The organism is Qipengyuania marincola (genome assembly GCF_029688625.1).
GTDB lineage: Bacteria > Pseudomonadota > Alphaproteobacteria > Sphingomonadales > Sphingomonadaceae > Qipengyuania.
This window is the reverse complement of record NZ_JARULC010000001.1, coordinates 493,865-509,194: the sequence shown is the minus strand read 5'-3', so window position 1 is coordinate 509,194 and position 15,330 is coordinate 493,865. Positions and strand designations below refer to the sequence as shown.

Annotated in this window: 16 protein-coding genes; 9 read left to right on the top strand and 7 right to left on the bottom strand. The window is 64.7% G+C overall.

Annotated features, from left to right (window positions below; translation table 11 throughout):
• Positions 1-5 precede the first annotated feature (5 nt).
• From atpA to P8Q88_RS02495, 6 genes are all read left to right on the top strand, one after another.
• Complete coding sequence (gene atpA, locus P8Q88_RS02520; protein WP_278322248.1) at positions 6-1,535, top strand: F0F1 ATP synthase subunit alpha; 1,530 nt, start codon at positions 6-8, stop codon at positions 1,533-1,535.
• Between the two features lie 32 nt (positions 1,536-1,567).
• Positions 1,568-2,443 (top strand): F0F1 ATP synthase subunit gamma, encoded by an 876-nt coding sequence (locus P8Q88_RS02515; protein WP_278322247.1) that lies wholly within the window; start codon positions 1,568-1,570, stop codon positions 2,441-2,443.
• Between the two features lie 10 nt (positions 2,444-2,453).
• A complete protein-coding gene (locus P8Q88_RS02510) occupies positions 2,454-2,792 on the top strand; it encodes a hypothetical protein (protein ID WP_278322246.1) in 339 nt (112 codons plus the stop codon).
• Between the two features lie 34 nt (positions 2,793-2,826).
• A complete protein-coding gene (atpD, locus tag P8Q88_RS02505; protein WP_278322245.1) occupies positions 2,827-4,284 on the top strand; it encodes a F0F1 ATP synthase subunit beta in 1,458 nt (485 codons plus the stop codon).
• A 2-nt stretch (positions 4,285-4,286) separates the two neighbouring features.
• Positions 4,287-4,544, top strand: coding sequence for an ATP synthase F1 subunit epsilon (locus P8Q88_RS02500; RefSeq protein WP_278322244.1), 258 nt, complete (start codon positions 4,287-4,289; stop codon positions 4,542-4,544).
• A 161-nt stretch (positions 4,545-4,705) separates the two neighbouring features.
• On the top strand, positions 4,706-6,844 hold the full coding sequence (locus P8Q88_RS02495) for a prolyl oligopeptidase family serine peptidase (protein WP_347569001.1): 2,139 nt from the start codon (positions 4,706-4,708) through the stop codon (positions 6,842-6,844).
• A 60-nt stretch (positions 6,845-6,904) separates the two neighbouring features.
• Here P8Q88_RS02495 and P8Q88_RS02490 read toward each other — a convergent pair whose 3' ends face one another.
• From P8Q88_RS02490 to glmU, 3 genes are all read right to left on the bottom strand, one after another.
• Complete coding sequence (locus P8Q88_RS02490; protein WP_278322243.1) at positions 6,905-7,537, bottom strand: SOUL family heme-binding protein; 633 nt, start codon at positions 7,535-7,537, stop codon at positions 6,905-6,907.
• 66 nt (positions 7,538-7,603) lie between these two features.
• Positions 7,604-7,810 carry a hypothetical protein gene (locus P8Q88_RS02485; RefSeq protein ID WP_347569000.1) on the bottom strand — a complete coding sequence of 69 codons (207 nt, stop codon included), beginning with the start codon at positions 7,808-7,810 and terminating at the stop codon, positions 7,604-7,606.
• 68 nt (positions 7,811-7,878) lie between these two features.
• Positions 7,879-9,246, bottom strand: a complete 1,368-nt coding sequence (gene glmU, locus P8Q88_RS02480) for a bifunctional UDP-N-acetylglucosamine diphosphorylase/glucosamine-1-phosphate N-acetyltransferase GlmU (protein ID WP_278322242.1) — start codon at positions 9,244-9,246, stop codon at positions 7,879-7,881.
• Positions 9,247-9,305: 59 nt separating this feature from the next.
• Between glmU and P8Q88_RS02475 the strand changes: the two genes are divergently transcribed.
• The 3 genes from P8Q88_RS02475 to P8Q88_RS02465 all read left to right on the top strand — a co-directional run bounded on the left by P8Q88_RS02475 (position 9,306) and on the right by P8Q88_RS02465 (position 12,266).
• On the top strand, positions 9,306-9,989 hold the full coding sequence (locus P8Q88_RS02475; protein ID WP_278322241.1) for an HAD hydrolase-like protein: 684 nt from the start codon (positions 9,306-9,308) through the stop codon (positions 9,987-9,989).
• A gap of 134 nt (positions 9,990-10,123) precedes the next feature.
• A complete protein-coding gene (locus P8Q88_RS02470; RefSeq protein ID WP_278322240.1) occupies positions 10,124-11,053 on the top strand; it encodes an SDR family NAD(P)-dependent oxidoreductase in 930 nt (309 codons plus the stop codon).
• A 70-nt stretch (positions 11,054-11,123) separates the two neighbouring features.
• On the top strand, positions 11,124-12,266 hold the full coding sequence (locus P8Q88_RS02465) for a hypothetical protein (protein ID WP_278322239.1): 1,143 nt from the start codon (positions 11,124-11,126) through the stop codon (positions 12,264-12,266).
• 4 nt (positions 12,267-12,270) lie between these two features.
• Here P8Q88_RS02465 and P8Q88_RS02460 read toward each other — a convergent pair whose 3' ends face one another.
• From P8Q88_RS02460 to P8Q88_RS02445, 4 genes are read right to left on the bottom strand one after another with little or no spacing between them, the layout of a single operon-like run.
• The gene (locus P8Q88_RS02460) at positions 12,271-12,621 is read right to left on the bottom strand and encodes a DUF2794 domain-containing protein (protein WP_278322238.1); all 351 of its coding nucleotides are present in this window, start codon (positions 12,619-12,621) and stop codon (positions 12,271-12,273) included.
• Positions 12,621-13,313, bottom strand: a complete 693-nt coding sequence (epsC, locus tag P8Q88_RS02455) for a serine O-acetyltransferase EpsC (protein ID WP_278322756.1) — start codon at positions 13,311-13,313, stop codon at positions 12,621-12,623. The genes P8Q88_RS02460 and epsC overlap by 1 nt, the downstream gene beginning before the upstream one ends.
• Positions 13,314-13,340: 27 nt before the next feature.
• A complete protein-coding gene (locus P8Q88_RS02450; RefSeq protein WP_278322237.1) occupies positions 13,341-13,952 on the bottom strand; it encodes a P-loop NTPase family protein in 612 nt (203 codons plus the stop codon).
• A gap of 17 nt (positions 13,953-13,969) precedes the next feature.
• Positions 13,970-15,265, bottom strand: a complete 1,296-nt coding sequence (locus tag P8Q88_RS02445) for a heavy-metal-associated domain-containing protein (protein ID WP_278322236.1) — start codon at positions 15,263-15,265, stop codon at positions 13,970-13,972.
• Positions 15,266-15,330: the final 65 nt, after the last annotated feature.

Genomic DNA, 15,330 nt, shown 5'->3' with positions numbered 1-15,330 from the left:
ACATCATGGATATCCGCGCCGCAGAAATCTCCAAGGTCATCAAGGACCAGATCGCCAATTTCGGGACCGAAGCCGAAGTCAGCGAGGTCGGTTCCGTGCTGAGCGTGGGTGACGGTATTGCCCGCATCCACGGCCTCGACAACGTCCAGGCCGGCGAAATGATCGAATTCGCCAACGGCGTTCAGGGCATGGCGCTGAACCTCGAAGCCGACAACGTCGGCGCGGTGATCTTCGGTGCCGACACGGATATCGCCGAAGGCGACAGCGTGAAGCGCACCGGCACCATCGTGGACGTTCCCGTCGGCAAGGGCCTGCTCGGCCGCGTGGTCGACGCGCTCGGCAACCCGATCGACGGCAAGGGCCCGATCGAATCGAGCGAACGCCGCCGCGTCGAAGTAAAGGCGCCGGGCATCATCCCGCGCGAGTCGGTCAGTGAGCCGGTGCAGTCGGGCCTCAAGGCTATCGACGCGCTCGTTCCCGTCGGCCGCGGCCAGCGCGAACTGATCATCGGCGACCGCCAGACAGGCAAGTCGGCCGTCGCGATCGATACCTTCATCAACCAGAAGGGCCTCAACGCGGGCGACGACGAGGGCAAGAAGCTTTACTGCGTCTATGTCGCCGTCGGCCAGAAGCGTTCGACCGTTGCGCAGATCGTACGCCAGCTCGAAGAAAACGGCGCGATGGAATATTCGATCGTCGTCGCCGCGACCGCTTCGGAGCCCGCCCCGCTGCAGTATCTCGCGCCCTACACCGGCTGCGCTATGGGCGAATTCTTCCGCGACAACGGCATGCACGCCGTGATCGTTTATGACGACCTCTCGAAGCAGGCTGTGGCCTATCGCCAGATGTCGCTCCTGCTGCGCCGTCCGCCGGGCCGCGAAGCCTATCCGGGCGACGTGTTCTACCTCCACAGCCGCCTGCTCGAGCGCGCGGCGAAGATGAACAAGGCGGAAGGCGGCGGTTCGCTCACCGCACTGCCGATCATCGAAACGCAGGCGGGCGACGTGTCGGCCTACATCCCGACCAACGTGATCTCGATCACCGACGGCCAGATCTTTCTCGAGACCGACCTGTTCTATCAGGGCATCCGTCCGGCGATTAACGTCGGCCTGTCGGTCAGCCGCGTTGGCGGTGCCGCCCAGACCAAGGCGATGAAGAAGGTCTCGGGCTCGATGAAGCTTGACCTCGCCCAGTATCGCGAAATGGCTGCCTTCGCGCAGTTCGGTTCCGACCTTGACGCCGCGACGCAGAAGCTGCTTAACCGCGGTGCGCGCCTGACCGAGCTGCTCAAGCAGCCGCAGTTCTCGCCGATGCCGGTTGAAGAACAGGTTGTGTCGATCTTCGCGGGCACCAACGGCTATCTCGACGATGTCGCCGTGGACCGCGTGACCGACTACGAAGCGCAGATGCTCAGCTACATGCGCAGCGAGCATGCCGATGTGCTCGCCGAAATTCGCGACACCGGCAAGTTCGAGGACGACACCAAGAACAAGGTCGTCGACGCGCTCAAGACCTTCGCCAAGCAGTTCGCCTAAGCCCGCGCGAGAACACGAGATAGGGAGCCGAAATGGCTAGCCTCAAGGAACTCAAGGGCCGGATCAACTCGGTCAAGTCGACCCAGAAGATCACCAAGGCCAAGCAGATGGTCGCGGCGGCCAAGCTGCGTCGTGCGCAGGCGGCTGCCGAAGCCGCGCGCCCCTATGCCGAGCGGCTGTCGGGCGTGATGGCCAGCCTCGCCGGCAAGGTGAGCGGCGACAGCGCACCCAAGCTGCTCAAGGGCACCGGATCGGACAAGCGCCATTTGCTGGTGGTCGTAAACACCGACAAGGGCCTGTGCGGCGGTCTCAATGCCAACATCGTCAAGGCAGCCAAGGCTAAGGCTCGTGCGCTGCTTGCCGAGGGCAAGGACGTGAAGTTCTACCTCGTCGGCAAGAAAGGCCGCGCGCCGATCAAGCGCGACTTCGAGAACCGGATCGAGAAGCATTTCGACACCTCCGACGTCCGCCAGCCCGGCTTCGAGGAAGCCGAAGCGATCGCCGACGACCTGATCGAGCGCTTCGAGAAGGGCGAATTCGACGTTGCGCACCTCGTCTATCCGATTTTCAAGTCGGCCCTGGCGCAGGATCCGACCGTCGATCAGCTGATTCCGGTTCCCTCACCGGAAGGCGAGACCGGCTCGGCCGGCGATGCCGTGGTGGAATATGAGCCGGGCGAGGAGGAAATCCTCGAGGAACTGCTGCCGCGTTACGTCAAGACGCAATTGTTCGGTGCGCTGCTGGAGCGCGAGGCTTCCGAACAGGGCGCCTCGATGACCGCGATGGACAACGCCACGCGCAACGCGGGCGACCTGATCCAGAAGCTCACGATCCAGTACAACCGCAGCCGCCAGGCCGCCATCACCACCGAACTCATCGAGATTATTGCCGGTGCGGAAGCACTGTAAGGACTCCCACGTGAAGAAACTTGCCCTCATCCTCCCGCTGTTCGCCCTCGCCGCCTGTGGTCAGGAAGCCGCCGAAACGCCGGCCCCGGCCGAAACCGTTGCAGCACCGGAGCCGGTCGAATCGCTCGCCGCACCGGACCAGGCCTATTTCACTGAGAAGTACGCCGAACAGTGCCCCGATGCCGAACCCGTCAATACGGCCGTATGCCGCCGCGCCGGCATGGGTTCGCCCGACGTGCTGTGCGAATTCGGCCTCGGTGAAGACGAATATCTGCGCAACAAGGCGACCCTTACTGCCGGCGACGGCGACTGGACCTTCGCCAATCCGGAACAAGTCTGCGTCGGCTAAGGCGCGCAAGAAACCACTAGTCAGGACATAGATCATGGCCACCGCACCCGTACTCAACCAATCGCCCAACGGCACCATCAGCCAGGTCATCGGCGCCGTCGTCGACGTGCAGTTCGAAGGCGAGCTGCCCGCCATCCTCACCGCGCTCGAGACGAAGAACGGCGACAACACGCTGGTCCTCGAAGTCGCGCAACACCTCGGTGAGAACACCGTGCGCACCATCGCGATGGACGGCACCGACGGCCTCACTCGCGGCCAGGAAGTCGTCAACACCGGCGCGCAGATCTCGGTCCCGGTCGGTCCGAAGACGCTCGGCCGCATCATGAACGTCGTCGGCGAACCGATCGACGAGCGCGGCCCGATCGGCGCCGAGCAGACCAGCCCGATCCACGCGGAAGCCCCGCTCTTCGTCGATCAGTCGACCGAAGCGGCCATCCTCGTCACCGGCATCAAGGTCATCGACCTCCTCGCCCCCTACGCAAAGGGCGGCAAGATCGGCCTGTTCGGCGGTGCGGGCGTCGGCAAGACCGTGCTGATCCAGGAACTCATCAACAACATCGCAAAGGGCCATGGCGGCGTGTCCGTCTTTGCCGGTGTGGGTGAACGTACCCGCGAAGGTAACGACCTTTATCACGAGTTTCTCGACGCCGGCGTTATCGCCAAGGACGAAGACGGCAACGCCAAGTCGGACGGGTCGAAGGTGGCCCTCGTCTTCGGCCAGATGAACGAGCCTCCGGGTGCGCGTGCCCGCGTCGCTCTCTCGGGCCTGACCATGGCGGAATACTTCCGCGACGTCGAAGGCCAGGACGTGCTGTTCTTCGTCGACAACATCTTCCGCTTCACGCAGGCGGGTTCGGAAGTGTCGGCCCTGCTCGGCCGTATTCCTTCGGCCGTTGGCTACCAGCCGACGCTCGCCACCGACATGGGCAATCTGCAGGAACGCATCACCTCGACCACCAAGGGTTCGATCACCTCGGTCCAGGCCATCTACGTTCCCGCCGACGACCTTACCGACCCGGCACCGGCAACCTCGTTCGCCCACTTGGACGCAACGACCACGCTGAGCCGCGCGATCTCGGAGCTCGGCATCTACCCGGCCGTTGACCCGCTCGACTCGACCAGCCGCGTGCTCGAACCGCGCGTCGTCGGCCAGGAGCACTACGAGACTGCGCGCCGCGTTCAGGAAACGCTGCAGAAGTACAAGAGTCTGCAGGACATCATCGCCATTCTCGGCATGGACGAACTGTCGGAAGAAGATAAGCTGACCGTGGCCCGCGCCCGCAAGATCCAGCGCTTCCTTTCGCAGCCGTTCCACGTTGCCGAGGTCTTCACCAACATTCCGGGGGTGTTCGTGCAGCTCGAAGACACCATCAAGTCGTTCAAGGCTGTGGTCGACGGTGAATACGACCACCTGCCCGAGAGCGCCTTCTACATGGTCGGCGGCATCGACCAGGCGGTCGAGAAGGCCAAGAAGATGGCGGAAGAAGACTGAGCATGGCGCTGCATTTCGAACTGGTCACGCCGGCGAAGCTGGTCCGGTCCGAGGAGGTCCACATGGTGGTCGTCCCCGGCGCGGAAGGCGAATTCGGCGTGCTCGAAGGCCATGCGCCCTTCATGTCCACCATTCGCGACGGCGCGGTACAGGTCTACAAGACCGAAGGCGGCAGCCCCGAGACCATCGAGGTCCGCGGCGGCTTTGCCGAAGTGGGCGACAAGGGGCTGACGGTTCTCGCCGAACACGTCGAGAGCTGACGCTCCAAGACATCGAATTCGAAGGGCGGCCCGCGGGTCGCCCTTTTTCGTTTACGCGAGCGTCTTTCGTCGACCGGAGTCCGGCTTCTGTCGATAGCCTCCCCTCTTGCGCAGTCCCTGCGTCATGCCCCACAAGGCGTTGATCGCATGGGAGACTGCACTTGAAACTCGTATCCTCGCTCGCCATGGCCGCAGCCATGACGCTAGCCACCACTACGCCCGCCGCCGCGCAGGACGGCGTGCCCGGACCCGACGAAGATCCCTACATCTGGCTCGAGGAAGCCCGCAGCGAGGAAGCGCTTGATTGGGTGCGCTCCGAAAACGACCTGACCATGGCGGCGCTGGCGGCCGATCCGCGGTTCGAGACGCTGAAAGCCGAAGCGCTGGCGATCTACGACAGCGAGGACAAGGTCCCCTATGTCTCGATCCGCCCGGACGGGCTTTACAATTTCTGGCAGGACAAGGACAATCCGCGCGGCCTCGTGCGCCGCACCACGTTGGAAAGCTATCGCACCGACGATCCGCAATGGGAAACCGTGCTGGATGTCGACGCCCTGGCCGAGGCGGAGGGCCGCGAGTGGGTCTACAAGGGCTCGACCTGCCTGCCACCGGCCCAGCGCCTGTGCATGATCGCGCTGAGCGATGGCGGCAAGGATGCTACCATCTTGCGCGAATTCGACATGGCGACGAAAAGCTTCGTCGAGGGCGGTTTCACGCTCGAGAACGAAAGCCAGGGCGGCATCCAGTGGCTCGACGAAAACACGCTGCTGGTCAGCCGCGACTTCGGCGAAGGGTCGCTGACCGACAGCGAGTATCCGCTCAGCACACGCGTCTGGAAGCGCGGCACCAGCATCGATGATGCACCCGAGATCTTCCGTGGCGAGCAGAGCGACGTGTGGTCGGGCGCCAGCCTGTTGCGCGATGGCGATGCCGTCGTCCACGGCTATACCGCCTTCCGCGCGGTCAGCTTCCACGAGACCGAGCATTATTTCCAGAAAGACGGCGAATGGGTCCGGCTGGACATCCCGCTGAGGGCTTCGCCCTACGGGATCGTCGACGACCAACTCCTGTTTTCGACCGATGTGGACTGGGAAACGCAGGACCAGACCTTTCCGGCCGATGCGCTGGTCGCCGTCGATCTGGAGGCATTCAAGGCCGATCCCAACGGCGCTACCAAGACACTTGTCTGGGCCCCGGAAGACCGCCAGACCAAGCGCGGCGCATCGATCACCTCCGATAGCCTCTACGTCACCCTGCTCGACAATGTGCGCGGCAAGGTGATGAAGCTCGACTATGAAGACGGCGCATGGGTGCGCAACGAGGTCGGCCTTCCCGAAAACGCCACCATCGGCATCGCCGCATCGTCCGACGAGCGGGACGAGGTGATGTTCACCGTCACCGACTTCCTCAATCCGACCAGCCTTTATTATCTCGACGGCGAAAGCGGCGAGATGGAAGTGCTGAAGACCGAGCCGGCCTATTTCGACAGCGCCGGCATGGATGTCGAGCAGTTCGAGGCGACCAGCAAGGACGGGACGAAAATCCCCTACTTCGTGGTCAAGCCGGCAGGCATGGAGCTCGACGGAACCAATCCGACGCTGCTGACCGGCTATGGCGGCTTCCAGGTCCCGCGCCTGCCCGCTTATCTCGGTACGACTGGCAAGATGTGGCTGGAGCGCGGCGGGGTCTATATCCTCGGCAACATGCGCGGCGGCGGCGAATTCGGCCCGATGTGGCACCAGACCGCCATCCGCGAGAACAAGCAGCGCACCTGGGACGATTTCATCGCAATCGCCGAGGATGCGATTGCGCGCGGGATTACCACGCCCGACCATCTCGGCATCCAGGGCGGCAGCCAGGGCGGCCTGCTGGTCGGCACGGCCTTTACCCAGCGACCCGACCTGTTCGATGCGGCGATCGTGCAAATCCCGCTGTTCGACATGCTGCGCTACCACGTGATCGGGCGCGGAGCGTCGTGGATCGGCGAATATGGCGACCCGCGCATTCCCGAACAGCGTGAATGGATCGAAGGTTATTCGCCCTATCAGAAGATCGTCGAAGGCGTTGACTATCCGACGCCCTTCCTCTGGGCCTCGACTGCCGATGACCGCACGCATCCGGCGCATGCGCGCAAGGGTGCTGCGAAGCTGAAGGCGCTCGGCCAGCCCTATTACTATTATGAGGAACTGACCGGCGGCCACTCGGGCGGCGTGGACAACGAACAGCGCGCGCAACTGCAGGCGCTGCAATATGTCTATCTGCTGCAACAGCTGGCGGACGACGAACGCAGCGGCGGCTGACGCCACTGGGCCTCGACGCAAAGAAAAGGGGCGGCCGATCGGTCGCCCCTTTTTCAAAAATCATCCGACCGGGATCATGACCTCGTTCCGGCGCATCGGAGGCGGCACCATGGGCGCATCGTAGAAGGCGTATTCGGCCTCGCCGGAGGGCACGAGGCCCTTGGATGCGATCCACCGGCGCAGAGCCGCTTCCTGCTCGCGCAAATCGTCGTTGGTGCCACGCCCGGAGAAGCGGATCGCGGCGATCTTGCGCTCGGGCACCTCCTCCAGCGCGATATCCTGCGGCGGGGTAGGCAGCGTCTCCATCGTGTATTCGGCCGGCATGACAAAGCGCGTGCGCCAGGTGCCGGTACCATCGCCGCCATCCTGCATGACCGGGGCCGTCATGGCGATCTTTTCCGATTGGTCCTGCATGACCGGGCTGGTCATCGCGATCTTCTCGCCCGGCCGGTCTTCGGCGAAGATGTAGGCCGCGAGGCGTTTGAAGCCAGCCTCGAGCGACTTGCGCCGCGCGCCGGTATGCGTGACCTCGGCCACGATCATCGGCTGGTATCGGCGCAACTGGAACTCGCCCTCGTCCATCAGCAGGGTGAATTCCGGCTCGTCGACCGAGCTGCGATATTGCGCATAGACGGCGGCGGCCCCCGCCGTCGCGACTGCGGCGCCGATCGCCGCCACTTTCCAGAAACGCATGATGCCAGCCTCCTTTTCGGCTTTGCCCATCAACGCGTCTGGCGGAGCGCGCGTTCCCCGGCCGCGCTATCTCCCGGTGCGCGTCGGCGCATGGAAGTCAGGCGGCTTGTCCGATACCCATTTGACGAATTTCGCGAGCGCCGCATTTTGCAGCAACGCCTCGCGGTCCTCGCCGATGCGGGCAAGTTCGGCATTGGTGAAGTTGGCGTGGATCGCCCGGTGGCAGATCGGATGGACCGGCACGGTGAAGCGACCCTTTTTCGACTTCGGCACCGGGTGATGCTGCTGGACGCGCCAGCCCAGCTCGCGCTCGCACAGCCAACAAGTCTCGCGGCCCTCGCTCAGCCCTTCTTCTCCGCGGCTTTCTTTTTCTTCATGGTATCGTGAAAGCGATCGGCCCAGCCGGGTTTGACGATTTGCTCGGCGCGCACCATGCGCAGGTCGCCCGCCCCGACATCGCGGCTGACCGCGCTGCCTGCGGCGACAATCGCGTCGTCGCCGATGGTGACAGGCGCGATCAGCGCGCTGTTCGAGCCGATGAAGGCGCGCTCGCCGATCACGGTCTTGTACTTGAAATAACCATCGTAATTGCAGGTGATGGTGCCTGCGCCGATATTCGCACCGGCGCCGATTTCGGCGTCGCCCAAATAGGTGAGATGGCTGGCCTTGGCTCCTTCGCCCAGCGTCGCCTTCTTCATCTCGACGAAATTGCCGACCTTGGCACCCTTCTCCATCACCGCCCCCGGGCGCAGGCGCGCATAGGGGCCGACCTCGCAGCTCTCGCCGACATGCGCGCCCTCGAGATGGCTGAAGGCCCGGATGCGGGCTCCGCTGGCCACGGAGACGCCGGGTCCGAAGACGACATTGGGTTCCACCGTAACATCGGGCGCAAGTTCGGTGTCGTAGCTGAAGAAGACCGTCTCGGGCGCCTTCAGCGTGACACCGTTCTCCATCGCCTCTTCCCGCTTCAGCTCCTGCCACTGCGCCTCGGCGGCGGCGAGTTCCTTGCGGCTGTTGATGCCGACCACTTCATGCGGCCGCTCGGTCCTGACCGCAGCGCAGGTCCGCCCGTCCTTCACCGCCACGTTGACGATGTCGGGGAGGTAGTACTCGCCCTGCGCATTGTCGTTATCGAGCCGGTCGAGCAGCGCGAACAGATCCTGCGCCTTCGCGGCCATCAGCCCCGAATTGCACAGGCGACAGGCCCGCTCGGCCTCATTGGCATCCTTGAACTCGACCATCTTCTCGATCGTCATGTCGGCATGCGTGATAACGCGACCATACTCGCGCGGATCGTCCGGCTCGAAGCCCAGCACGACGACCGCCGGGGCATCGGGCGCATTCAACCGGGCCAGCATCTCGCGCATCGTGTCGGTCTTGATGAAGGGCGCGTCGCCCAGCAACATCAGCACGTCGCCCGAGAAATCGCGCAAGGCTTCCTTCGCCTGTGCCACCGCATGTCCGGTGCCCAGCTGCGGTTCCTGCACCACGCATTCGGCGCGGTCGCACACCTGATCCACCACCTGCTGGCGTTCGTCGCCCACGATCACGATCGTGCGTGCAGGCTCCAGCGTGGATACCGATGCCATCAGATGCTCGATAATCGGGCGGCCCGCGATATTGTGCAGGACCTTGTGCAGCCCGCTCTTGAGGCGGGTGCCCTTGCCCGCGGCAAGGATGATGGCGGCGAAGTCTTTGCTTTGGTTCATGCGCGGGCCATGCCACCAAATGCTTGCGGATTGAAGAACCATCCGCCACCCCGCAATGCATGAGCAATCTGCGCTTCGACATCGTCGGCTTCGACCTCGACGGCACGCTGGTCGAAAGCCACCGCGACCTGGGCGCTGCAGTGAACCATGCGTTGCGGCTGGGCGGCTTCGATCCCGTCCCCGCCGACAGTGCAAGCGACCTGATCGGTGGCGGTGCCAAGATCATGCTGAAGCAGGCGATCGATGCGCAGGGTGGCCTGCCGGATGACGAGTTTCGCCAGCTCTATAAACAGATGCTGGCCTATTATTCGGAACACAATGCCGTGCACACGCGGGCCTATCCGCATGCGGAGGAAGCGCTGGTGGCGCTGGCCGATCGCGGAGCGAAGCTTGCCCTCGTCACCAACAAGTTCGAGGAATTTGCGGTTCAGATCCTGACCAAACTGGGGCTGGCAGGACATTTCTACGCCATCATCGGCGGCAACAGCCTCGGCAAGAATGACAGCGGGACCTATCGCGCGAAGCCCATGCCCGATCCGCTGATCGAGGCGCGGGAACGCGGCGGCGGCGGCAGTTTCGCCTTTGTCGGCGATAGCAGCTATGACGTAAAGGCAGCGCGCGGCGCGCAGGTCCCGGTGATCGGCGCACGCTATGGCTATTGCGACAAGCCGCCCGGGCAATTGGGCGCGGATGCGGAGATCGATTCGCTGGCCGAGCTGGTCTCGGCGCTGGAACGTCTCTGACCGGCAGGCCGTGGTCGCCCTGCCCCTACGGCACGGCGGAATGCCGCGCATACGGTTGCAAGCCCAGGCCAAAAGTGCCACGCCGCACTGCACAATTGACCTTTACGTAAACGAAAAACAGCAGGAGCCACCCCATGAGCATCGATTTCAAGGACAAGGTAGCGATCGTCACCGGCGCCGGCGGCGGTCTGGGCCGCGAATATGCGCTCGAACTCGCCCGCCGCGGCGCGAAGGTCGTCGTGAACGACCTCGGCGGTGCACGCGACGGCACTGGCCATTCCGACATGGCCCTCCAGGTTGTCGAGGAAATCGAGAAGATGGGCGGCGAAGCGATGTCGAACGGCGGCAGCGTCACCGAATTCGACCAGATGGAAAAGATGGTCGCCGACGCCAAGCAGAAGTGGGGCGGCGTGCACATCGTCATCAACAATGCCGGCGTGCTGCGCGACAAGACCTTTGCCAAGATGACGATGGACGACTTCGAATTCGTCGTCGACGTGCACCTCAACGGATCGGCCAATGTCACCAAAGCTGCTTGGGAAACCATGCGCGAGCAGGCCTATGGCCGTATCCTGATGACCGCGTCCTCCACCGGCCTGTTCGGCAATTTCGGTCAGGCGAACTACGGTGCGGCCAAGCTCGGCCTCGCTGGTCTGACCAAGACGCTCCAGCTGGAAGGCGCCAAATACAATATCAAGGTCAACACGATCTCGCCGGTTGCCGGCACGCGCATGACCGAGGACCTCTTCCCCGAAGAGGCGTTCAAGCTGTTCGATCCGGTGAATGTGGTCCCGGCCGCGCTCTTCCTCGTCAGCGAGGATGCGCCGACCAATGCCATCGTCGGCGCGGGCGCAGGCGGTTTCCACTCCGCCTGGACGGTGATGAACGATGCCGTCTGGCTGAAGGACGAAGAGCGCACCGTCGAAGGCTTCGCCGCGAATTGGGACAAGATCAGCGACTTCAGCAACCTCAAGGCGCCGCAGAGCGGCTCCGAACAGTCGGGCGCCATCCTGACCGCGATGCAGAAGGTAACCGGCACCGGCCCGAGCAGCGCCCGCGGCTGACTTCCAGCCGTATTGACGGGGTAACACACTTGGGCCTATTCTCCTCCGATCAATCGGGGAGGATAGGCCTTTGTACAGCCAGGAAGATCTCAATTCGGCCGTCGCGGCCGGCGCGATAAGTGCCGATGCTGCGGAGGCACTTCGCACGCATGTCGCGCAAACGCGCGAGGCCATGCCCGCCGATGCAGAGCATTTTCGGCTGATAACCGGCTTCAACGATATCTTCGTATCGATCGGCGTCATCATCCTGCTCCTGGCAATGGGCGCCATCGGCCAGGCGCTGGCGGGCGGGATCTATCCCGCGCCGCAGATCGCGCGCGAGCAGTGGAGCTACGAGTGGTGGCAGCAGACGCAGCAGCAACGCGCCTGGGCCGAGGGGCTGCAGATGAGCCTTGCCGCCGCCTTCGTCGCGGGCACCGCGTGGCTGCTGGCGGAATTTTTCACCCGCAAGCGGCGCATGGCCCTGCCCAGCATTCTGTTGCTGCTGGCCTTCGTCGGCGGCGTCATGGTCGCGCAGGCGGGCCTCATCATGGGCTGGATCGAGGGCAATGCAGGCGATGACGATACGATCGGCGTGATCCTGCTTGCCGCAGCGGCGCTGCTGACTGCGGTTGCGGCGCTGTTTCACTGGAAACGCTTCATGGTCCCGATCACCATCGCCGCCGGGACCGCTGCGGTCGCGGGCATGGCGATCCTGTTGCTCGTCGCCGTCATCGGGCCGAACAGCGAAAGCCTGGAGAATGTCGTCCTGGGCGTCGTCTTCCTCGTCGGGCTCGTGATCTTCGCCTTCGCGATGCGCTGGGACATGAGCGATACTGCCCGGTCCACGCGGCGCAGCGACGTCGCCTTCTGGCTGCACTTGCTCGCTGCCCCGATGATCGCGCACCCGGTGTTCGCGCTGATCGGCGTGACCGATGGCGACAATATCGGAGCCGGCGCGGCACTGGCCGTGGTGGCCGTCTATATCGTCTTCGGCCTTGTCGCGCTGGCAGTCGATCGCCGCGCGTTGCTCGTGTCGGCGCTGGCCTATGTGCTTATTGCGCTCACCTGGCTGTTCCGCGAATTCGGCGCGGTGGAGCTCAACTTCGCGCTGACTGCGCTGGTCATCGGTTCGGCCTTGCTGACGCTGAGCGCGCTATGGACGCCGATCCGCACAGCGGTGGTCGGCCTGCTTCCGGAAAGCACGCGGGCGAGCCTGCCGGCGACCGCCTGACGCCTCAGTCCTCCACCGCCTTCAGCAGGCGGCGCTCGACGGGCGCAATGACATTGGCGAGCTCGTGCCCGCGCTTGAGCACCTGGCCATGCTCGCCGAACAGCGTCCACATGCCTTGGCGGCCGCGCAGGGAGGGCCGTTTCTCGATCCGCGCCTGCGGCCGCTCCGCCGTGCGGCGAAAGGCGGCAAAGGTCGCCGTGTCCTTGGTGAAATCCATCGCATAGTCGCGCCACTGGCCGGCTGCGACCATTCTGCCGTAGAGGTCGAGGATGCGCATGAGTTCCTCGCGCGCGAAGCCCACCTGATTGGGTTTGCGTCCGGGAAAGGCAACGACCTTGTCGCCGAGATAATTCATCAATCGCCGGTCCCGGTGCGGCGGGGATCAGCCGAGCGTTCGGCGCGCAGGGCGGCAACCTCGTCACGCAGGGCGCGAAGTTCGCCTTCCAGCTTCTCGATGCAGTCGATGCGGTTGCCCTCCGCATCTTCGCACGGCGTGCCGTAGGGGATGAATTCCTTGATCCATTCCTCTGCCGGCACCAGCGTGCTGCGTGCCTTCATGCCGATCATGGTGGCCCCTTCGGGCACGTCGTCCAGCACCACGGCATTCGCCCCGATCCGCGCGCGGCGCCCCACGGTGATCGGCCCGATCACCTGCGCGCCCGACCCGATGATTACGCCATCGCCGATGCTGGGATGCCGCTTGCCGCCCTTGCCATTGGTGGGATTGGTCCCGCCTAGCGTCACATTCTGGTAGATGGTCACGTCATCGCCGATTTCGGCGGTCTCGCCGATCACCGTGAAACCGTGGTCGATGAAGAAATTCCTGCCGATCGTCGCACCCGGATGAATGTCGATCGCGGTGACCATCCGGCTCCAGTGATTGACCAGCCGGGCAAGGAAGAACAGATCGGCTTCGAACAGCCAATGCGCGATGCGATGGTAGAACAGCGCCCAGACGCCCGGATAGGTCAGGATTTCCCAGCGGGTGCGCGGCGCGGGATCGCGCGCTTTCACGCTGTCGAGATAGGCGATCAGCCGTTCGAACATGGCCATTATTCTCCCATCTGTCGGCGATTAAAGCAAGCGGCCCTGCTCCGGCCCCTGAACCGCCTCGAGCGCGTCACGCCAGACAGATAGGGTTGCCGGCACCTTGCGTTCAAGGCTCAGCCGGTCGATTTCGGCCACCACACGCTCGATCGCGGCATAGCTGCGCTCCATTCGCGGCACGAGATAGGCAGGTGCGCCTTCGCCGAGCGCGAGCCCGCGCTGCTCGGCATGGGCAAGCATCAGGTCGGCCTCCATGGCATCGTCGGGCGGGCCGATCTCGAGCTGGAGCGAGGCGCGCAACCGGGTTTTCAGGTCGGGCAGGCCGACATCCCAGCCATCGCCATCGACGACGAGCAACAGGGGCAGGCCATCTTCCTGCGCGCGGTTCCAGCGATGGAACAGCGATGTCTCGTCCTGCGTGTCCGCGCTGTCAATCGCCCCACCCTTGCCGGCATCGACGAACCACCGCGCCATCAGCGATTTCCCCGAACGCGGCGGACCTTTCAGGATTGCGGTCCGGAACGGCCATGTTTCGGGCACAGCCAGAGCTTCGGCCACGGCGTGATTCCCGTCGCCGATCACGATCGCCAGCGGCTTGCCGGAAGCAACTGGAACGAGGGGAAGCGCGATTTGCGACATGCGGACGATCCGCCGGGCTAGCGCGAGATCGAGAGCGCGTTGCTGCCCTGCGTGACGGTAAATCCGCGAGCCCGCAACGCGGCGGCCAGCTCGCCAATCGAACCGGCATAGCTGACCGTCACGACCGAGGTTCCGCCGATCGCGGTGCTGCGAACGCCGGTGCTGCGCACCCCGCTGGCCCCGCGAATGCCGGCCATGGCATCGTCGAAGGCCGGCGCGTCAGGCGTCGCCACCTGGACCGTGTAGAGCGCGACCGAGCCCTCGGGCGGCGGGTTGCGGATCGGCGCGGCAGTGATGGCGTCGCCGCTCTCCGCAGTCGGCTCGGCGGTTTCGGCGGGCCGCTCCGCCTGCTGGCGATTGGCGCGATCCTGCGCCATCAGCGCGCGGCCCAGTTCGATGAGGCGCTGGATCGCCGGATCGGATTCGGGCGATCCCAGATTGAGCGTCGGGTCGGGTCGCAACTTCCCGTCGGCAAGGGCTTGGGTAAAGATACGGTCGAATTGCTGCACCGCGCGGTCGAGCATCGCCGGCAATTCTTCGGGCGACTCTGCGCTCATCGTGAAGCTGTCGAGATAGGTGTTGTCGGGGCCGTAGCGCGCGGTGAAAGTGCCCTCCACCGGTCCGCCCGGGTAGCTGTAGCGCAAGCGGGCGACCGGAACGAGCACGTCGGCCGCACCGAATTGGTCGAGCACGTTGCGCCACCAGACCCGGCTGCGGCGGCCCGTCTGGCCATAGGTCACGATCAGCGAATCGCCGCCAGACCCCACGGGGCGGACATAGTCGATCCGGCTCGACCCAGCTTGGAAACCGGCCCAGGCGCGCTGCCATTCGTTGCGGCGCTCGTAGACGAGGTTCGTGCCGGCCGACATGGTCACGGGCACGAGCAGCATGGGGGCAGAGCGCGACGCAGCACCGCCTTCGCCCAGATAACGCGCTGCGCGCGAGCGATCGAAGATTACGCCGAGCGTAGCGATATAGCGCCGGGGGCCAAGCCGCTCGCGCTCGATCACGATGGCGGACACCAGCCCTTCGATCTGGGAATCGGGCAAATCCGGGCCGTCGATCTTTTCCCACGCCAGCCGCGCCGCCTCGGTCCACGCTTCTTCGCGCGCTTCCTCGCCGCTGTCGGCGCGCACGTCGACCTCGATCCCGGAAACCTCGATATCGCGCGACGCGGCGATGGCCGCGATGCCGCGCTCGCCACCGACCTGCGCCCAGGCCACCACGCCCAGCGCGGCCAGCACGGCAAGGCCAGCCAGCAGCCAGAGCCAGATGCGTCGAGGCGCGGTGCGGAGGGGGAGGGCGTGATCCATCGGGGAAACAGCGCGCCTTTTGCCGAAAGGAATCTGGAAATCCAAGCGCGAATGCGTAAGGCCAG

Bases quoted from the DNA above. Each gene is read 5' to 3' on its own strand.
- P8Q88_RS02470 (WP_278322240.1), top strand. From the start codon at position 10,124: ATGAGCATCGATTTCAAGGACAAGGTAGCGATCGTCACCGGCGCCGGC.
- atpD (WP_278322245.1), top strand. From the start codon at position 2,827: ATGGCCACCGCACCCGTACTCAACCAATCGCCCAACGGCACCATCAGC.
- glmU (WP_278322242.1), bottom strand. From the start codon at position 9,246: ATGAACCAAAGCAAAGACTTCGCCGCCATCATCCTTGCCGCGGGCAAG.
- atpA (WP_278322248.1), top strand. From the start codon at position 6: ATGGATATCCGCGCCGCAGAAATCTCCAAGGTCATCAAGGACCAGATC.
- P8Q88_RS02500 (WP_278322244.1), top strand. From the start codon at position 4,287: ATGGCGCTGCATTTCGAACTGGTCACGCCGGCGAAGCTGGTCCGGTCC.
- P8Q88_RS02515 (WP_278322247.1), top strand. From the start codon at position 1,568: ATGGCTAGCCTCAAGGAACTCAAGGGCCGGATCAACTCGGTCAAGTCG.
- P8Q88_RS02475 (WP_278322241.1), top strand. From the start codon at position 9,306: ATGAGCAATCTGCGCTTCGACATCGTCGGCTTCGACCTCGACGGCACG.
- P8Q88_RS02445 (WP_278322236.1), bottom strand. From the start codon at position 15,265: ATGGATCACGCCCTCCCCCTCCGCACCGCGCCTCGACGCATCTGGCTC.
- P8Q88_RS02490 (WP_278322243.1), bottom strand. From the start codon at position 7,537: ATGCGTTTCTGGAAAGTGGCGGCGATCGGCGCCGCAGTCGCGACGGCG.
- P8Q88_RS02460 (WP_278322238.1), bottom strand. From the start codon at position 12,621: ATGAATTATCTCGGCGACAAGGTCGTTGCCTTTCCCGGACGCAAACCC.
- P8Q88_RS02450 (WP_278322237.1), bottom strand. From the start codon at position 13,952: ATGTCGCAAATCGCGCTTCCCCTCGTTCCAGTTGCTTCCGGCAAGCCG.
- epsC (WP_278322756.1), bottom strand. From the start codon at position 13,313: ATGTTCGAACGGCTGATCGCCTATCTCGACAGCGTGAAAGCGCGCGAT.